This is a genomic window from Solirubrum puertoriconensis (genome assembly GCF_001483135.1).
GTDB lineage: Bacteria > Bacteroidota > Bacteroidia > Cytophagales > Hymenobacteraceae > Solirubrum > Solirubrum puertoriconensis.
In genome coordinates, this window is record NZ_LNAL01000008.1 from 1,362,646 (window position 1) to 1,378,339 (window position 15,694).

Annotated in this window: 15 protein-coding genes; 3 read left to right on the forward strand and 12 right to left on the reverse strand. The window is 59.9% G+C overall.

Annotated elements, in window-relative coordinates; translation table 11 throughout:
• Positions 1-2: 2 nt before the first annotated feature.
• From ASU33_RS20050 to ASU33_RS20065, 4 genes are all read right to left on the reverse strand, one after another.
• On the reverse strand, positions 3-347 hold the full coding sequence (locus ASU33_RS20050; protein ID WP_059072567.1) for a hypothetical protein: 345 nt from the start codon (positions 345-347) through the stop codon (positions 3-5).
• Positions 304-810, reverse strand: a complete 507-nt coding sequence (locus ASU33_RS20055) for a hypothetical protein (protein WP_059072568.1) — start codon at positions 808-810, stop codon at positions 304-306. Before ASU33_RS20055 ends, ASU33_RS20050 begins: the two co-directional genes overlap by 44 nt.
• Before the next feature lie 4 nt (positions 811-814).
• On the reverse strand, positions 815-1,174 hold the full coding sequence (locus ASU33_RS20060) for a hypothetical protein (protein ID WP_059072569.1): 360 nt from the start codon (positions 1,172-1,174) through the stop codon (positions 815-817).
• Between the two features lie 157 nt (positions 1,175-1,331).
• Positions 1,332-2,348: an acyltransferase gene (locus ASU33_RS20065; protein ID WP_059072570.1), complete on the reverse strand. Its 1,017-nt coding sequence runs from the start codon at positions 2,346-2,348 to the stop codon at positions 1,332-1,334.
• A 72-nt stretch (positions 2,349-2,420) separates the two neighbouring features.
• On the opposite strand from ASU33_RS20065, the gene ASU33_RS21535 reads away from it, so the two are divergent.
• Positions 2,421-2,558: a hypothetical protein gene (locus ASU33_RS21535; RefSeq protein ID WP_160328246.1), complete on the forward strand. Its 138-nt coding sequence runs from the start codon at positions 2,421-2,423 to the stop codon at positions 2,556-2,558.
• A 31-nt stretch (positions 2,559-2,589) separates the two neighbouring features.
• Here the strand turns inward: ASU33_RS21535 and ASU33_RS20070 are convergent, their stop codons facing one another.
• From ASU33_RS20070 to ASU33_RS20100, 7 genes are all read right to left on the reverse strand, one after another.
• Positions 2,590-5,073 (reverse strand): Ig-like domain-containing protein, encoded by a 2,484-nt coding sequence (locus tag ASU33_RS20070; RefSeq protein ID WP_059072571.1) that lies wholly within the window; start codon positions 5,071-5,073, stop codon positions 2,590-2,592.
• Positions 5,074-5,077: 4 nt separating this feature from the next.
• Entirely contained in the window at positions 5,078-5,632 is a 555-nt protein-coding gene (locus tag ASU33_RS20075) for a DUF6712 family protein (protein ID WP_059072572.1), read from the reverse strand.
• Positions 5,629-7,038 (reverse strand): hypothetical protein, encoded by a 1,410-nt coding sequence (locus tag ASU33_RS20080; protein ID WP_059072573.1) that lies wholly within the window; start codon positions 7,036-7,038, stop codon positions 5,629-5,631. Before ASU33_RS20080 ends, ASU33_RS20075 begins: the two co-directional genes overlap by 4 nt.
• An 86-nt stretch (positions 7,039-7,124) precedes the next feature.
• Positions 7,125-7,712, reverse strand: coding sequence for a hypothetical protein (locus ASU33_RS20085; protein ID WP_059072574.1), 588 nt, complete (start codon positions 7,710-7,712; stop codon positions 7,125-7,127).
• Positions 7,712-8,290 (reverse strand): hypothetical protein, encoded by a 579-nt coding sequence (locus tag ASU33_RS20090; protein WP_059072575.1) that lies wholly within the window; start codon positions 8,288-8,290, stop codon positions 7,712-7,714. The genes ASU33_RS20085 and ASU33_RS20090 overlap by 1 nt, the downstream gene beginning before the upstream one ends.
• Positions 8,291-8,367: 77 nt before the next feature.
• Entirely contained in the window at positions 8,368-9,447 is a 1,080-nt protein-coding gene (locus ASU33_RS20095; RefSeq protein WP_149867327.1) for a hypothetical protein, read from the reverse strand.
• A gap of 16 nt (positions 9,448-9,463) precedes the next feature.
• Positions 9,464-10,780, reverse strand: a complete 1,317-nt coding sequence (locus ASU33_RS20100; RefSeq protein WP_059072577.1) for a Clp protease ClpP — start codon at positions 10,778-10,780, stop codon at positions 9,464-9,466.
• A 117-nt stretch (positions 10,781-10,897) separates the two neighbouring features.
• On the opposite strand from ASU33_RS20100, the gene ASU33_RS20105 reads away from it, so the two are divergent.
• Complete coding sequence (locus ASU33_RS20105) at positions 10,898-11,092, forward strand: hypothetical protein (RefSeq protein ID WP_059072578.1); 195 nt, start codon at positions 10,898-10,900, stop codon at positions 11,090-11,092.
• Positions 11,093-11,429: 337 nt separating this feature from the next.
• On the opposite strand, the gene ASU33_RS20110 is transcribed toward ASU33_RS20105, so the two are convergent.
• Complete coding sequence (locus ASU33_RS20110) at positions 11,430-14,693, reverse strand: coiled-coil domain-containing protein (RefSeq protein ID WP_059072579.1); 3,264 nt, start codon at positions 14,691-14,693, stop codon at positions 11,430-11,432.
• 158 nt (positions 14,694-14,851) lie between these two features.
• Here ASU33_RS20110 and ASU33_RS20115 point away from each other — a divergent pair, with 158 nt between their 5' ends.
• Positions 14,852-15,664: a hypothetical protein gene (locus ASU33_RS20115; RefSeq protein WP_149867328.1), complete on the forward strand. Its 813-nt coding sequence runs from the start codon at positions 14,852-14,854 to the stop codon at positions 15,662-15,664.
• Positions 15,665-15,694: the final 30 nt, after the last annotated feature.

Genomic DNA, 15,694 nt, shown 5'->3' on the forward strand with positions numbered 1-15,694 from the left:
GGTTAGCGCAGCAAGGTATAAGCGCCGATAGCTGCGGGCAAGCCGACGCCGATGCCGATCACCCAGCCGCGGCGGCGGGCCTTGACTTTCCACAGCGTCGTCGCCTGCAGCTGCGCTACCAGCGCGCCGTTCAGCTCCTGGCTGCGGGCATCAAGCTGGCCGACGCGGGTTTGGCTCAGCACCAATTGCCGACCTAGGGCCGCGGCTTCCGTGCGCGCTGCGGCGTATTGGCGGCGCACCACCGGCAGGGCGCGTAGCGAGTCGGCATTCTTGGCCGCTTGCACCCGCGGCGTGCAGATTTGGCTAGCGGCCGTAGGGGTTTGCGAGAAAGCCGGCAAGGCTGTCATCGCTGAGGCCAGCAGCAGGAGTGCGGCGAATCGTCTCATAGTCGCGTTGGGCTTGGTGGCCCGCCAGGCGGGCGCGGTGGATGGTGTCGTTGTTGGCAATCCAGGCCTGCAGGGCGCGGTTATCGGCGCGCAGGCTGTCGAGCTGCTGTTGCTGCCGGGTGAGCTGTGCCGTGCGTTGGTCGGTACACGCCAGCGCACCTATAGAGAGCAGCAGCACCAGGAGCACCGCGGTGCCGGCGGGTGGTTCAAGCGGCGGCACGTCTTCGCGGGCCACGGTGGTTTCAGTGCGGGCGCCGTCCTTGCTTAGGATGCCGATGGCGCCACCTAGCACCGTCAAAACGCTAATCATTTCGCCGGCTGTCAGCTTGCCCTGCCAGAAGGCAACGCCGAAGAAGAGCAGCAGCACGCCGGCCGCGGTGGTTTTCCAGTTCGTGACGAACAGGCGGGTAAGGAGTGTTTTCATCGGACTATTTGTGCGAGGTCATCCAGGTATCGTGCACGGCGGCGCGCTGCTCGAGCGAGTTCAGACGCACCTCGATGTCGCGGTGGGTTTTGGCCGCGTCGGCCTTGGCCGCTTCGAGGTCGGCCACCCGCTGGCGCAACGCCTCGTTGCGCACGGCTTCGACCTCCACCGTGCTGGCCAGCCGCGCCAGCTTCTCGTTCGTGGACTTGATCTCCACGGCCGCGTTGCTGATGATGTAAGTGAGCAGGCTTTGCGCCAGCAGGAACAGCAGCGACAAGCCGCCGGCCAACACCCAGTTGCGGGTCTTTAGGTTTTCGCGCTCCGCGGCCGTTTCGGCGACGGAGTCTTGAGTTAATGGGGCCACAAGCAGATCGGCGCTGGGATGGGGAGTATACCCGACGAAGTTACCCGCACACCTTCAGGCTATTGGCTTGGCAAGCGGATCCTTGTTGCACGCACCCTTATAGGGCACAAAAAAGCCCCGCCAAATGGGCGGGGCCTATGAATGAGTAGTATTTTGTTTAACCAGCGATATACCTGGCTAATGGTGATTTCTGGATTAGCCACGCAATGACACATGATATAGCCAAGCATATGAGACTCATCAGCGGTATACCTAGTAGCGGTTCTATTGTGTAGCCATTGATTCCGTTGTGATGGAATACTAAAAGCACCAATGCATGGCTTAGATAAATAGTGAAGCTGTTAGCTGCAATGAAAGTAGTTATTGGTCCGAGAGCACGTGGCGCGGCATTTCGTACCAAATGAAAGATGCCGGCAGCCATCAGCGCTACGTTTGGCGTCAAGTAGTTAAAGTACGTGCCGGTGAACTGCTGATTCTGCAACGTCACGTAGTACGTGCCCACGACGGTGATGATAAAGCCGATGCCGATGGCCAACCACGCCAATGGCCGGTTAACGTACTGCACCTGGGCCAGGTAGTATCCCAGTACCAGATAGCCGATATAGCCGCCGAAGTATTGCAACTCGATAGCAACGCGGAACTTGTACAGCAGCGGGTAGCTCGCGAATAAAGCGACAGCCCAGATAACTAAGAAATAATGAATCTCTTGCCTTGGAGCGGCTCTGATCCAGCGTCCTAGAATCGGAATGAATAGATACAGGCCTATGATCATGTACAGATACCAGAGGTGAAATTCTGTGCCGAGCTGCAACTGCCCATAAGACCACTTAACGGTCTTCCCTATCCCAAGCGGGCCCTCAGCCTGGTCCTTCCGGTAGAGATTATACAGCAAGTAGATCAGGCTCCAGAACGCAGCAGGCGCTAGGATGCGGCTCATGCGACGCGATAAGTACTCGCCTAGGGGCCTATCAGAAGGCAGCACCAGTGCGCCGCTGAGCATCACGAACAGGGGCACGCAAGCCCGCACGGCGCTATCGAGAACGTTGCCTACCCAAAAGTTATAGCTGCCCACCGGATGGGAAGTGCCGGGGGCTGCGTAGTGAAGAAAGATTACGCTGCAGGTAGCTAGGACGCGTAATAAATCAGGCCAATACCTCGTCTGTACTTGTGACATAAGGGGCAAATATCGGCATACACCTCCGTCTATTGAATCGCTTTTGGTGACGGTTCTTCGTAGTATTGTAGTATGCTACACAGTGTATTTGCTTGGTTTCGCCGTGCCTGGGTGATATTCACCACGCCTCTAGGTGACGTGCCTCACATACCCTACCCGGCCGATGAAGAGGAGTGGGCGCGAGTAAAGAAGGAGGATTTGCCCACCTAACCACTACGGCTAGGCAGGCATCCTCTTGGCTTTACGTCGGAGTGTTGACGGCACTTGGCCCGTCGATTCTCGGAGCTTCCACATAGTTGCTCGTGATACTTAGGCTGCAGTCGATCCAAATTGGAAAGGTTACCGCGCCGTCCCACGTTCCTAGCGGAGTTGTTTCGTTGTCGAGGTACACATCTACCTTATCGACTTGCACGTCGAAGGTCAGTTCTACTGCACCTACTCCACGGGTAACACCACTGCGCAGCTTACCTAGGTTGGCGCCCATGCTCCACTTGGAGTACGCCGTGTCCTCGAAAAACAGGGCGTAACGCATATCGGTAAATGAGACGCCTGAGGCTTGGTTATTCAAGCCTACCATCTGCGAACCTGAATTACCAGCCCGCACCTTCAGTTTCCCAGGTGCTGCCAGCGCCTTGCTTGAGTTAGCTCCCGCGCCGAAGGATTCATTGCCACTTACGCCTACGCGCTTGGTGGTCGGATTGTACGTCACGATGTTGCCCGCGATGTTGACCCAATCTACCTCCTGCTCAGTATTAACAGGCGGAGCAGGTGCACCGTACTGCGAACGATTTGGCAGGGCTGTGCCTTTGGTCAAGCTCAGGATGTAGTCGGCCACGATGCGGCCTAGCACGTTGAAGCCGTTGCCGTTCAAGTGCACGAGCATGTAGCGCACCCCGCCATCTTCCGAATAGAAGTAGTTGGTGTTGGCCAGATAGCCCGTTGCTTCGTAGCCCGCTGGGGCGTTGGCCGTTAATAGTTCGGCGTAGGAAGAGTACCCCGCATCCTGCCCAAAGTCGGCTGTTCCTTGTGCACCAATCAGCGACTTGCCGTTGTCCAAGTCGATGTAAGTAGCCTTGCGGCCATCGGGGCCAATGCTGCCGACTTCTGCAGCCAGCTTGGCGTTGGTGGCTTTGTGCAGCCGCCCTTCTTGGTCCCAGCCCGCCGACCAGCCACTAACGGTGGTTTTGGGCAGGGTCGAAATCCAGAACACTTTGTACGCCCCGGCGTCGTAGCACTGCTGAATCCACTGCTTCACGCTGTCGCAGTAAGCAACCCCCGAGGCGGTAAGCGTCTGCGTGGTTTTGTTCCACATGGCTTGCCCGATGTTGCCGCCCATCGAGTTCGTGCCTTCCATGCCCACCACGATGTTGCCCCGGCCGGCTACCATGCGACTGCCAACATGCAGCTGGAAGTTCTCCAACATCCAATCAATTCCTTTGCCGCCTGAGCCGCCGTTGTAGTGGGTATAATCGCCTTCGCCAGCTAGGAATGAAGCGGTGCGGTCGGGAAAGCAGTCGCCTCGATCTTCCACGTTGGAGTTGCCGCCGTAGATGACGTTGTAGCTGGTGAAGTTTTGTGCAGTCACTGTAAACGTGCCTGCCGTAATCGAGCCCCCAGGAAAGTTGAGCACCACATTGCCCGAGCTGGCGCCCGAAGGCACGGCGGCCGTGAGCTGCGTGCCGCCGGCATTAGCCGAAATACTGATCTGCCCCGACCCGCCGAAGCTCACCGACTGCACTTGGTTGAGGCCGGTACCGGTAAACGTCACCACGGTGCCGATGGGCCCGCTGGCCGGGCTCATGTTCGTTACCACCGGCGAGGTGGCCTTAGCCGCAATGGCCGGGCTGTCGGCGGTGCCCGAAGCATTGCGCCCGGTCGCGGCCTTCACGCGGCCCTTCCACTTGCCCGCCGCGTGGGCGTCGTCACTGATGCTTAGGGGCGCGTACGCCTGATATGCGCCGCCGCTCACCGAGTACTCCAGCTCCGACGAGCCGAGCGGGTGCGAGAGCGTGAGCACGCGCAGGTTGCTGTCGAAGCTCCAGGTAGGCGCGTCGGGCGTGGTGTTGCCCGGGTTCGTGGGCGTAGTGCTGGCCTGCACCGTGAGGGTCACCGTGGCCGTGGCCTTGTTGTTGTCGGCATCCTTCGCTTCCGCCGTGATGGCGTAGCTGCCCGTGGCCCCGGTGGGCACCGTGATGGCTAGCGAGTATTCGTTGCCGTTTTTCACGCCGAAGCCCAGCGGCACGCCGAGGGCGTTGAAGAACTGCACCGAGGTCACGGCCATGTTGTCGGTCGCGGTGGCCACCAGCGTAACCGACTGCCCCGCCGTCACAGTCGTGCCCGCGGCCGGGCTGGTGATGCTCACCACCGGTACCACCGATACGGGCGCCGTGGGCGCCAAGCCCTGCAGCTTCTGCAGCACGTAGGTGTTCAGCGCGGCCTGCGAGTTGAGGGCCTGCGGTATGCCGTAATCCCCAGCTGCGAACGGCGAGAAGGCGGTACCACCCCCTAGGTTAGCCAGCGCCGCTGCTACGGCTTTCTCGCTGGGGGCTTTGTCGGGTGCGTTGCCGAGGCTTTGCGTCAGGTCGTTTTTCAGCACCGACGCTTCGGCTACCCGGTCCAGTGCCGTGATTAAGTCCGCGCCGCGGGTGCGGTCGGCCGGGCCGCCCGACACCACCTTGATGGCTTGGCGGAAAAAGGTCTTGAGTTGGGAGAGCGAGTAGGCCACGGAGTTAGACGGCGTAAGTGTGGAGCCCGCCGCGGCCAGGGCGCCGGCGGGTGGGGTGGCAAGTGGTGGTCGTGGTGCCGCGATACGCCCGCAGCGCGGCTTCGAGGCGCCCGCGGTAGAGGCTGCGGTCGGCCTCGATGTCGGCCTTTAGCTCGGCGCGGCGCTGCGCGCTGATGGGCTGGCTGTTCAGGTCGGTGAAGACCTCCACCCCGTTTTGGGTCATGTGCGTGCCGTGCCAGAGGAACAACCGCCGAAAAGACTCGCACACGAGCAGCGGGCGCACGAAGCCGTTCCACAGCGCGGCTAGCTTATTATCATCCCAGCTCGAGGCGGGCGGCGTAGCCAGGAAGTCGGCCGGGTCGAACTCGATGCCCGGAAACTCACCTAAGCCGTTGCCTAGGTTGCGCTCGAAGCCCGCCCATTCGGCAGCGGTAAGCAGTGACCGCACGTCGAAGGTTTGGGCCTTGCCGATGTAGGGGTTCACCAGCTCGTCGGCCACGTTGATCGACAACGGGTAGAAGGCCGGAAAGTCGGTTTTCGTAATCAGGAGCTGGCTCATGCGTTGGGCTTGGGCTTAGGTTTAGCTGAAGGCTCCAGACCGACTAGGCCGAGAATCTGCTCGTCGCTCATGCGGTCGAGCACCTTGGTAGCGATAATGGGCGAGAGCGAGTTGAGCGCCTTCAGCAGCTTCTCCGACTCCGTATCCTGCGGCTTCTCGATGGGCGGCAAGCCGCGGATGGCGCGGATTTCGTCGTCGGTCATCTTGGCCAGCACCGCCGGGTCGATGTAGTCCACCGGATCGAGCGGCGCCACCGTGAAGTCGAGGTGCGGAAACCACTGCTGCAGCGGCTCGGTGATGAGCGCGCGGGCCGGCTCCACCACCAAGCCGAAGAGCTTGATGGAGTTCACGATTTGCTGGTTGCTGCCCAGCACGCCCGGCTCGGCCACGCCGCAGAGCACCGGCGGCACGCCCATGCGGCGGTACACTTTGCCCTCGATGCGGGCCGTCATGTCGGTCAGGCCCTTGGAGTTGGGGCCCTTGTCGATCATGTCGATTTCGGGCATCTCCTCCGCTTTGTCGGCTACCAGAATCATCACCGACGCTTCGGTGCTGGAGCCCTTCAAATCCTTTACCGTGGTGCGCAGCGCGTCCATGTCCGGGGAGGTGATGTACGGGCGGTGCTCGTCGGTCTGGCCTTCGCCCGGCACCCAGTCCGGGTCGGGCTCGTCGTTGTACTTGCTGCCGACCACCTTCAGGATGGAGTCCGGGAAGAAGCCGTTTTTCAGCGTCTTGCGGTCGTAGCGCGAGAGTTCGGCATCAGACTCCAGGTCTTCTTTGGCGGCGTAGTAGCCGGGCACGGCGTACTGGTTGCGGGCCACGCGCTTCTCAAACGAGTAGTACAGATGGCCCCAATACTCGTCGCGCAGGGCCGCGGCCAGCACCTCTTCGGCAATGTCGTCGGCCGAGGCAACCGGATCGTACCCGAGGTAGACGCGGTTGTCGCCGGCGGGCATCTTGCCCTTGGCCAGCTGGTAGTTGTGCACCCAGCGCGGGCCGTTCTTCTCGCGGCGCAGCACGTCGGTTTCCACCACGTACACCTCGGCCGGCTCGCCGCCAAACGTGTAGCGCACGGCCAGGCTCACGCCGATGCCCATGGCCGCGTAGTGCTTGGCTTCGGCCAGCAACTGGTTGAACGTTTGCTGCGGGTTGGCTTTGGCCTTGGCCGTGGCCTCGCTGGCGAAGCCCTTGCCGCCGATGAACTGCGCCAGGCGCGTCAGGCACATTTCCGCGGTGCCCGAATCGTACACGATGCGCACGATTTCCTGCGGCTGCTGGTTGGTGGGCCCCCACGGCTCGATCTTGATGGGTTCGCCCTTGCCTTCCGAGGGCAGCGCCGGCGCGGTGGCCGCGGGTTTGTAGCCGGTGCGCACCAAAGAGACGGTAGGACGGCGGCGGTTCGCCATGAGCAGGGAGTGGTAGCGGGGTAAGGGATGCAAAAACGGCCGCTACTTGGGTAGCAGCGGCCGTTTTCGGTGACAGTGGCAGGGGCTTAGTCGCGCTGGGCGTCGAGATCCGCCTGCTTGGCGGCGTTGGCCTCCTTCAGCTGGGGGATGGTGAGGGAAGCGTCGGCCTCTTCGCCGTGCAATTGCTTGTAGGTAGCCAGCAAGCGCTCCTTCTCGGTCGGCTTCTTTGCCGGCTCCTCCTCTTCGCCTTCGGTTTCGCCGGTGCTTTCGGCTTCCGTAGCCTCAGCCGCCGAAGCTTTCTTCACAAAAGCGTGTTCGAAGCCTTTACCGATGAAGAACTCAGCGTCTTCGTCGGTGAGGTTGTCGGCGGTTACCACCTTGTTGTAGTCTTCGTGCACGAACTGCTCGCTTTCGTAGCCGTTGGCGAGGGTGTAATTCGAATCAGCCATGGTTTCGGGGTGTAAGTGGCGTGTGGCCTGGCGGATGTAGGCCTGCACAACCTGGTTGTAGTCGGAATATTGGCACTGGCGGCAGCTGCCGGCCGGCTCGCCGGTGATGTAGCTGTACAGCACAGCCAGTTGGAGGAGCCCGGCGGCGCTGCGGCGCTCTTCCAGCGGGAGGCTGGCCCAAGCCTCTGCCTGGGCCAGCAACTCCTCGGTGTAGGCGATGGCCACTACGCCACGCAGAGCGCGTCGAGGTAGGCGCGGCTGGCTGCGAGCTGGGTTTCGCCGGCCGTGATGGGCGCTTCGAAGAAGGTGGGAAACTCCGGTTCGAAGCCCTTCAGCGTCGTGGTCATGATGCCGTTGTCGGCATTCAACGTTTCGCCCGAGCCTTCCTCACCGGTGCCGGTTTCGTTGCCAAACTCCTTAAAGTAAACCCGGATGGCGCCCGAGTTCAGCTCCTGGAACACGACCTTGCCGCCGGCCTTCAGGAAGTCGGTCAGCGCGTTCAACTCCAGCTGGTTCTTAAAGCCGAACTGCTGAATCAGCGTTTGCTCCACCTGGAAGGAGCCGTTCTCGGCTTGCGTGCCGGTGCTGGCGCCGCTGCCCTTCTTGGGGCGGCCCATGCCCTTGATGCCTTTTTGGCCGGCTACGATACTGAAGCCCGACAGGGCGCCGGTCGTACCGTTGTAGGTAAACGCGCCGGTCAGCATCGAGAGCAGGAATACCCAGCTGCGGCGGTTCAAGCCGCCGGGCCGCGGGCAATCCGCCGACGTGATGTTCTTGGTAATGGTGTTGCAGATCTCTGCCATAGCTTGGTTCTCCTGTCGGGATGGCCCCGGCCGCAAGGGCCGGGGCGGGTTTCACGAATGATTGCGAGGCGGGCAGGCTAGATGCTGAACACGATCAACTGGTCGTAGGCAAAGCCCACCCCCAAGCGGTACAGCACGCGCGTCTTGTTCTTGCGCTCGTCGATGTTGTACCACATCGTGATTTCGGCCAGGTCGCTTTCCTGGTCCATGGCCACCACGATGGTCGTGGGCACGGTCAGGATGCAGATGTGCGGGCTCTGGCCGGCGAAGTCCTGGCTCATGTACTGGTGGTACTGGGGCAGCTTCTTCACCAGGATGCCGCGGTAGCGGATCTCCTCGATGCCGCTGAACAGCTCGGCTTTGCCCGACTCGAGCGCCGCGCCGTTGCTGTTGTTGCCGAAGCGGATGCGCGCCTCTTCCACCGCGTCGTACAGCACCTCGTCGATGAAGTACACCTTGTTGCCCTTGGCCACGTTCTTCAGCGCGGCCGGCTGCTTCTTGTACGCATCCTCCAGCACGTCGAGTGCCTTGGTGTAGTCGGCCTCGATGTCGGCCGCGACGATGGCCGCGCCGCGCACCACCTTGCCGGCGGTGGCTTTGGCCAGCAGCTTCTTGCGCAGGCCGTCGATCTGGTTGTAGTCGGGGCTGGCCGCGGCCCGATCCGACAGGAACAAGATGCGAATCATGTCCTCGTACACCACGGGCGAAAGGGCCTCGCGCACGATTTCCTCCAACTGGGTGCCGGTCAAATCGTCATCGGTGGCGTGGCCCTTCTTTTTGGCCAGCTCCAAGATGGTGCCGTCGAAGCGTTGGGCGCACTCCTCCAGTTCGATTTTAAGCGGCCACACCTCGATGGTGTTGCTGGCCATGGTGAGCAGGTCACCGCTGGGCGTCCAGGTACCGCAGCCGGTGTCGCGGCGCGTCACCTTGCGGGCGGCCGTCACCGAGTAGTCGGTGGTGCTGGACTTCACGCCTTCCTGAATTTGAAACCCGAGGGTCTTCAGGTCGATCTGCTCCGTGGGCGGCTCGAGCAGCATCTTGGCTTTCAGTTCCTCGGCGGTGGGTTGTTTGCCGCCGTAGGTAATCGGATTGACGAAATACGCCATGTCGCGAAAGAGGTAAGGGGGATGGATGGATTGCCGGCGGGCGGCAGACAAAAGCTTGGGGAAAGGATTAGGACTTGGCCTTATCCATGGGGTGCGGCCTGGCCGGGCCCGACGACTTGCCGTCGGCCTGGTGTGCCGTGGGCGTGGGGCGCTTGCCCGTGTTGCTGGGCTGCGCGGGTACCGCTTTCTTGAACTTGGCCAGCTCGGCGTTCAGGCCGCTGATGGTTTCCTGATCCTTGGTGCGCTCGGCCTCCAGCTTGTTCAAGCGGTTGAGCACCTCGGTCAGGTTCACCGCACCGGTGGCGGGCTGCTCCTCGGTGGTGTTTTCCGGCTGCTCTTCGGCGCTGGCCTCGGTGATGGTTTCCACCACGCCGCCGGCAACCGAGATGGTACGGCCATCGGCCAGGCCGTAGCTGCCGTCTTCGGCGGGTTCGGTCAGCTCTTCGTCGTAGAACACGGCCACGCCCTGCGCGAGCGGGCCGTCGTGGTAGAGCAGCGCACCGTCCTGGTCGGTTTCGGTCGACTCCACGGCGGCAACGGGTTCATCGTCGAGGCCTTCGATGGTGGCACTCACGCCGAGCTGCTTAGCCAGGTTGGCCACGAGCTGCGCATTCGCCTTGGCCTGGGGGGTAGACACGGGCTTGGCGGCCGCTTTAGCGACCGGTTTGGCTACTTTCGTCATAGCGGGTTTAGAATTGGAAGGCTTGGGAGTGGCCGCTTTGGCAGTCGGCGTCGGGCGCACGGTGCGGGCCCGGCGATCCGCGCGGGCAACGGCGAGTTTGAATTTGGACAGACGGGCCGTTGACTTGGCTTTGGTCGGAGCTTTAGCAGCCAGGGGCTTCACGCGGGTGGCGAAGCCGAAGTCGAGCGCTTCTTGCGCCGTCATGAAGCGGTCCGTTTTCATCAGGTTGATGATGTCGGCTTCGCTTTTGCCGGTGCGGGCGACGTAGATGTCGCGAATGGCCTGCTCATCCCGATCCAGGCGGTCGGCATCGGCACGCAGGTCTTCGCTGCGCTCGGAGAGCGTACCGCCGTTGAAGAGCGGACGGTGCGACATCCACTGGGCCGTGTGCTCCATTTCGATTTCGTCCGCAGCCAAGGCCACGACGGTGCCGGCCGAAGCGCACAGGCTCATGATGTGGGCGCTCACCGGAATGCCCAGGCCGCGCAGCAGGTTGTGCACGTCCATGGCGTGGCGCACCGAACCGCCGTAGCAGATGCCGAACTCCAGCTTGATGCTGTCGACCGTGCGGCCCTGGTAGTGCTCCCATTCGATGCGCATGCGCACGTCTTCGGCGGTGAAGCCAATCACGTACTCAAACAGCTCCCAGTCCATATAGCTGGGGCCGATGTGTTCACCAACAGGAATAACGAGTTCGGGCATGTTGCGGACCGCACCGCTTCAGGGTGCGTGCAACAAAGGTTCGCGCGGGAAGATGGGGCCTCCAACGAAAGGGCCGAACTTGGTACCAATCTGGTACCGTGTTGGTCCCACACCGCTATGGCCCAATTGAAATTGAATCCTGCCGAGAGCATCGCCGACGAAATCCGCAAGCAGGCGGCTTCGCTCGGCATCTCCGTAAACGCCTACATGGCACCCTACCTGAACGCCATTGCGCGCAAGGAACTGGTCATGGTGCCGCACTTCCCGCCGCCTTCGCCGCCGCAGCGAGAACCATCAGTAAATCGGAAATAATTAAGCAGTGTTGATGTATAATCACGTTGATTTAAGTGATAGCACTGATCAATCTGTGAATTATAGATTGTAAATTATGTCTATATAAATCACTTAAAATTCACATATATGCCAGATCCAAAAGAAAAACCAGAAAAACCCGACAAGCCAGAGCGTAAAGAGGTAGCCACTCATAAAGAAACGCGGGTTACTGACCGTCGGTTAGACAAGGAGCATAACGAAACATTTGGAGGGGGCGATAAGCCTTCGCCATCACCATCTCCAAAGGGAGGGGACCAATGAACCCTAAGTCTTAGTAACGAAAAAGCCCGACCACTACGGCCGGGCTTTTTCATTCCTAGGAATTAGCTAGCACTTCTGTGTAGGCTGCTTTGCTCTGCGCCGTTTGGATGTCGGTGACGCGGGTGTAGATCGGCCGCTTGCTCATGGCATCAGCTAGGCGGTCGTAGTCGATGCCTGGAGCTACCACCGGTGTGCCTGCCGACGCTATGCCACCTAGGGCCATGTAGCCCGAAGCTACCAACGGTACACCACCCGCGGCCACGTTGATGGCCGAGGCCGCCGCCAGCAGGGCCGGGTTGCGCGATACGCCAGCGGTCAGGATCGGCTCGCCACCTTCGGCCTCGCCGAAGTGGGCGCCGCTACGGCTGTAGAGCTGGATGCCGCCGGCCGCGTGGCTCGGGCCCTGCAGCACGCCACCACGGGCAAACTTCTGCCCTTGGATGGCGGCAATCTGCGCCGCCGAGGTAGCCAGGGCCAAGCCGATCTGAATAGCTGTCATGATGCCAAAGTCTGCTTTAGGCGTTTCAGCCAGGATTTTCACCACCGCTGCAGCGGCATTGATCTTGGCCTGCGCCAAAGCAATGCGGCGGCTGCGTTCGGCGGCGTTGCGCTCCAGCTGCTCACGCTTCTTGGTGAACTCTTCTTCGATCTTGGCGCGCTCCTTCGCATTGCCCTGTGCTCCACGCAGGCGCGCCTGCTGCTCTTCGTTGAGGCGGGCCAACGCTTGGTTTTTGCGGGCCTCCTCAATCGTGTTGATGGTGCTCAGCGCGCCCTGCGCCATCTGCGTCCACTCGTCGAACTGCGCCCCGAGCTCCTGCCGACGCTGCTGCGCCGTTTGCTCATCCAGTTCGAAAATGCGCTGTTGGGTTTCCTGCTCGATGCGCAGCCGCTCCGCTGAGCCTTCCTTCGTACCTAGGACCTGCGCATCACGCTCGGCCAGAATAGCGGCCTTACGGGCGTTGAGGTAGCCGTTGCTGAGTTCGACTTCTTTCCGCTGCCGTTCGCCGAGGCCCTGCAGCATCCGGTCGGCACCTAGGTTCTGCAGCTCGGCCGCTTCTGCCAGCACCTGGCGCTGGCGCTCCACTTCCGCCGCGGCATTGTCCTTAGCCAGTTGCGCCAGGTCAGCCGAGAGCTTCGCCCGAATGGCGTGCTCTTTCTCCGCATTGTTCTTGCGCTTATCCAGCGCCGCCAGCTCTAACTCGGCCTGCACCTCCAATTGGCGGCGCTCTAGTTCGTAGCGCTGCTGCGTGCCTTCCTTAGCGACAGCCAGTTCACCGGCTACCCGATCCGCTTCGGCTTGCAACGCATCCTGGTTGCGCTGCCGGTGGAAGTCGGCCGTTAGCTTGAGGCTTTCGGTTTCGTACTTCAGATCGGCCAGCTTCTTCTGGCCCACCGTCACGTCCTTCTGGGCTAGCTCCAGATCCCGGGCAATGCTTAGCTTGCGCTGCAACAGATTCAGCTCTTTGTCGGAGCCCTGCTGCACTGTGAGCAGCTGCTGCTCGATGCGCTGCTGCTCCAGCTGCAAGGCCTCGCGCTGGGCTTTGACACGGGCCTCGGCCGCTTTATCAGCCGCTTCCTTTTCTTTCTCCTGGCCTTCTTTGGCGAGCTGGTACCGATTCGTAATCAGTTCGTTTTGCTTGCCGGCGGCATCCTCCAGAATGTCCGACAGCTCGTTTTCGGCTTCCTTCAGCTCCTGGTACCGCTCGCGCGACACCCGTTCCCTGCCACCCTCCAGCTCGATCTGCCGGCGCAGGATGTCCACACGGCGGCGTGCCAGGTTGGCCAGTGTCTGCTCACGCTCCATCTCCACTTTGTAGGCATCCTCGTTGGCCTTGCGGCGGGCTGCCAGGGTATTGAACTCGTTGTCGCGCACGTTCTTCAGCCGCTCTACTTCGTTGAGCAGCCGCTTGTTGGTGTCGATGTTGTCGTCGGTGGCGCGGTCCAGCTCGCGCTGCAGCTGCGCCAGCCGCTCGCCTTCGTCTGCCGCGGTGGCCAGGCGCTGCCCCATAGCCTGAATCTTGCCCGTGGCGCCCTCGACGCCGGTACCGAGCTGGATAATGCCATCGGTCACCTTGCGCGGGTCTAGGTCTAGTATGCCCTGCGCAATCACACCGAACGACTTGAGGCGGTTGAGCAGGTTGGTTTCGATGAAGTCCACCAGATCCGAAAAGGCCTGCTTCGGGTTCTCGGCTGCTTTGAACAGCGTCTCGCTTAGGTCAGCTACCACGTTGGTAACAACCGAAACGACAGCTTTGAGCGCCCCCAGCTTGCGACTGAGGAAGTCGGCGCCAGCCTGCGTCTTGGTGAAGTACTGAAACAGGGCTACCAGCGCCAGTACCAGCAGGCCGATGCCGGTAGAAGCAATAGCTCCTTTCAGGCCGGTGAATCCGGTTTTGGCTAGCTCTACGCCTTGGTTGGCCTTGGCCCACGCATCTTTCAGGCCGCCTACATCCACACCGAGCGTCTCGGCCACTTCGCCCGCGGCCCCCAGGGCGCTGCCGGCTTTATCGGCTTCGGCCGGGGTATCCTCGAGCTGCTTGTTGACGGCGGCAATTTGGAAGCCGATTTTGCGGTAAGCCTCGGTGGACTCTTCGCCCGTCTCGATGATCTTGGCTTGTTCGGCCTCCAGCTTCACCAGTTCCGCCACGGCAGGCTGGATCGACTTGGCGTAGTTCTCGATGGCGTTGGTTGCCTCCTCGTAAGTTTTGCCCTGCCGCGCGGCGGCTTGCTGGACCGCGGTGAGGAAGCCCACCCGGCGGCGCTCCATTTCGTTGGCCTCGGCGGAGCCCACCACCAAGCCTTTCTGCGTTTCCTGCAGGCGCACCATTTCGCGCACCAGTGCTTCCAGCCCTTTCGAGGCATCTGGGTAGTTGCCCACGTTGCGCCGGAAATCGCCGTTAGCCTGCTCCGCCGCCTTGAGCGCGTCGCTGATTTCCTTGGTTTTCGCTACCAGCGCTTTCCCACCCTCGGTGTTGCGCTCCGCTTCCGACAGCGCATTCACCTGCTGGGTAGCCAGCGCGAGTTGCGCCCGCAGCTGGTTGATCGAGCCTTCCGCAGCCTGGTTGCCGTTACGGAAGGCTTCGAGCGCTTTGGTGGCGTCGGTCTGCTGCTTGGTCTGCTCGCGCAGCTGGGTGCGCAGCTCTACCGATTTCTTGGCGTATTCATCTTCGGAGATGGCACCTTCCTTCCGGGCCTGCGTCAAAGCCTTCTGGGCGGTGCGCGTGCTCTCGATGTCGAGCGTGAGCTTCTCCAGCTGCTTGACGGTTTGGCCTTCGTCGAGCTGGATGCGCAGGAGTAGGGTTTCGTTGGCCTCGGCCATAGACTCTAGAGATTAAGCTAGAATAAAGGTCGGAGCCATTAAGGAGGCACCTCGTTATCTCTTAAGTGTTTTGTTGCACGCGCCAAAAACATGCCTTAGTAAGCTTTTATGTGCCATTAATTATGCATGAGCATGATAGCAAGCTTACCTTTGAGGTCATGAATAAACATCTACTATTGCCTGTGTTAGTTGCTTTTTGCTTTAACACAGCTCAAGCTCAATCGAAGAAGCTTCATGCTGCTAATGACAAAGAACAGCTAGTCTCTAAAAGAAAAGCTTCTTTGCAAGAGAATGCATCTTCAATAATCATATTGAAAAGTGCTGAGGATTCGACCAAAAAATCTATTCCGATTGATTTAAACGTTAAGTTGAAACAGGATACTGAAGGTGTAGTGGATAAACATCCATTTGCAGTATACTTTATACTCATTGCCGCGGGTTTGGCAGCAGTAGCATCACTTGCTTCATCTATTATTACCGCTAGACTTAACCTAAAATCAAAGGATAAAGAGTATCTAAATGATTATCACAAAAAAGTAATCGATAAAAGAATTAAGGCAATTGAAGCGGTTGAAAGCTTGATGGCTTTGTTTTCTACCAGCTACACCCATCAAGTTAATGGAGAAAAAAAGCTATATAATTGTTTTTTTGTTGATGAATTAGAGAGTGAAAAGCTGTCAAATATCGTTGATAAAATGGGCGAATTTGGCATGTGGTATAGCATTAATACTATTAGATCATTAGAGGGATTTTGTGAAATGATTTTTCCTATTGTTAGAAGAGCAAGGACATTAGAGGGTGAAGAATTAGTTATGTATGCAATAAAACAAAAGGAAAAAATTAAACACAAAATAGAAATTATAGAGGGCTGTCTAGGAGAAGATATGGATAAGCTATACGATGTTAAAGGCTTTTTTAAAGCTAAGTTCAAAAATAAACACCCGAGTACTGAGAAAGTATTACAATCATAAGAACATCGAATAAAGCTTGCTAGAATTTTT

What these genes read in the sequence shown, in the direction of transcription:
- ASU33_RS20050 (WP_059072567.1), bottom strand. Translation starts at nt 347, where the DNA reads ATGACAGCCTTGCCGGCTTTCTCGCAAACCCCTACGGCCGCTAGCCAA.
- ASU33_RS20055 (WP_059072568.1), bottom strand. Translation starts at nt 810, where the DNA reads ATGAAAACACTCCTTACCCGCCTGTTCGTCACGAACTGGAAAACCACC.
- ASU33_RS20065 (WP_059072570.1), bottom strand. Translation starts at nt 2,348, where the DNA reads ATGTCACAAGTACAGACGAGGTATTGGCCTGATTTATTACGCGTCCTA.
- ASU33_RS21535 (WP_160328246.1), top strand. Translation starts at nt 2,421, where the DNA reads ATGCTACACAGTGTATTTGCTTGGTTTCGCCGTGCCTGGGTGATATTC.
- ASU33_RS20075 (WP_059072572.1), bottom strand. Translation starts at nt 5,632, where the DNA reads ATGAGCCAGCTCCTGATTACGAAAACCGACTTTCCGGCCTTCTACCCG.
- ASU33_RS20080 (WP_059072573.1), bottom strand. Translation starts at nt 7,038, where the DNA reads ATGGCGAACCGCCGCCGTCCTACCGTCTCTTTGGTGCGCACCGGCTAC.
- ASU33_RS20090 (WP_059072575.1), bottom strand. Translation starts at nt 8,290, where the DNA reads ATGGCAGAGATCTGCAACACCATTACCAAGAACATCACGTCGGCGGAT.
- ASU33_RS20100 (WP_059072577.1), bottom strand. Translation starts at nt 10,780, where the DNA reads ATGCCCGAACTCGTTATTCCTGTTGGTGAACACATCGGCCCCAGCTAT.
- ASU33_RS20105 (WP_059072578.1), top strand. Translation starts at nt 10,898, where the DNA reads ATGGCCCAATTGAAATTGAATCCTGCCGAGAGCATCGCCGACGAAATC.
- ASU33_RS20110 (WP_059072579.1), bottom strand. Translation starts at nt 14,693, where the DNA reads ATGGCCGAGGCCAACGAAACCCTACTCCTGCGCATCCAGCTCGACGAA.
- ASU33_RS20115 (WP_149867328.1), top strand. Translation starts at nt 14,852, where the DNA reads ATGAATAAACATCTACTATTGCCTGTGTTAGTTGCTTTTTGCTTTAAC.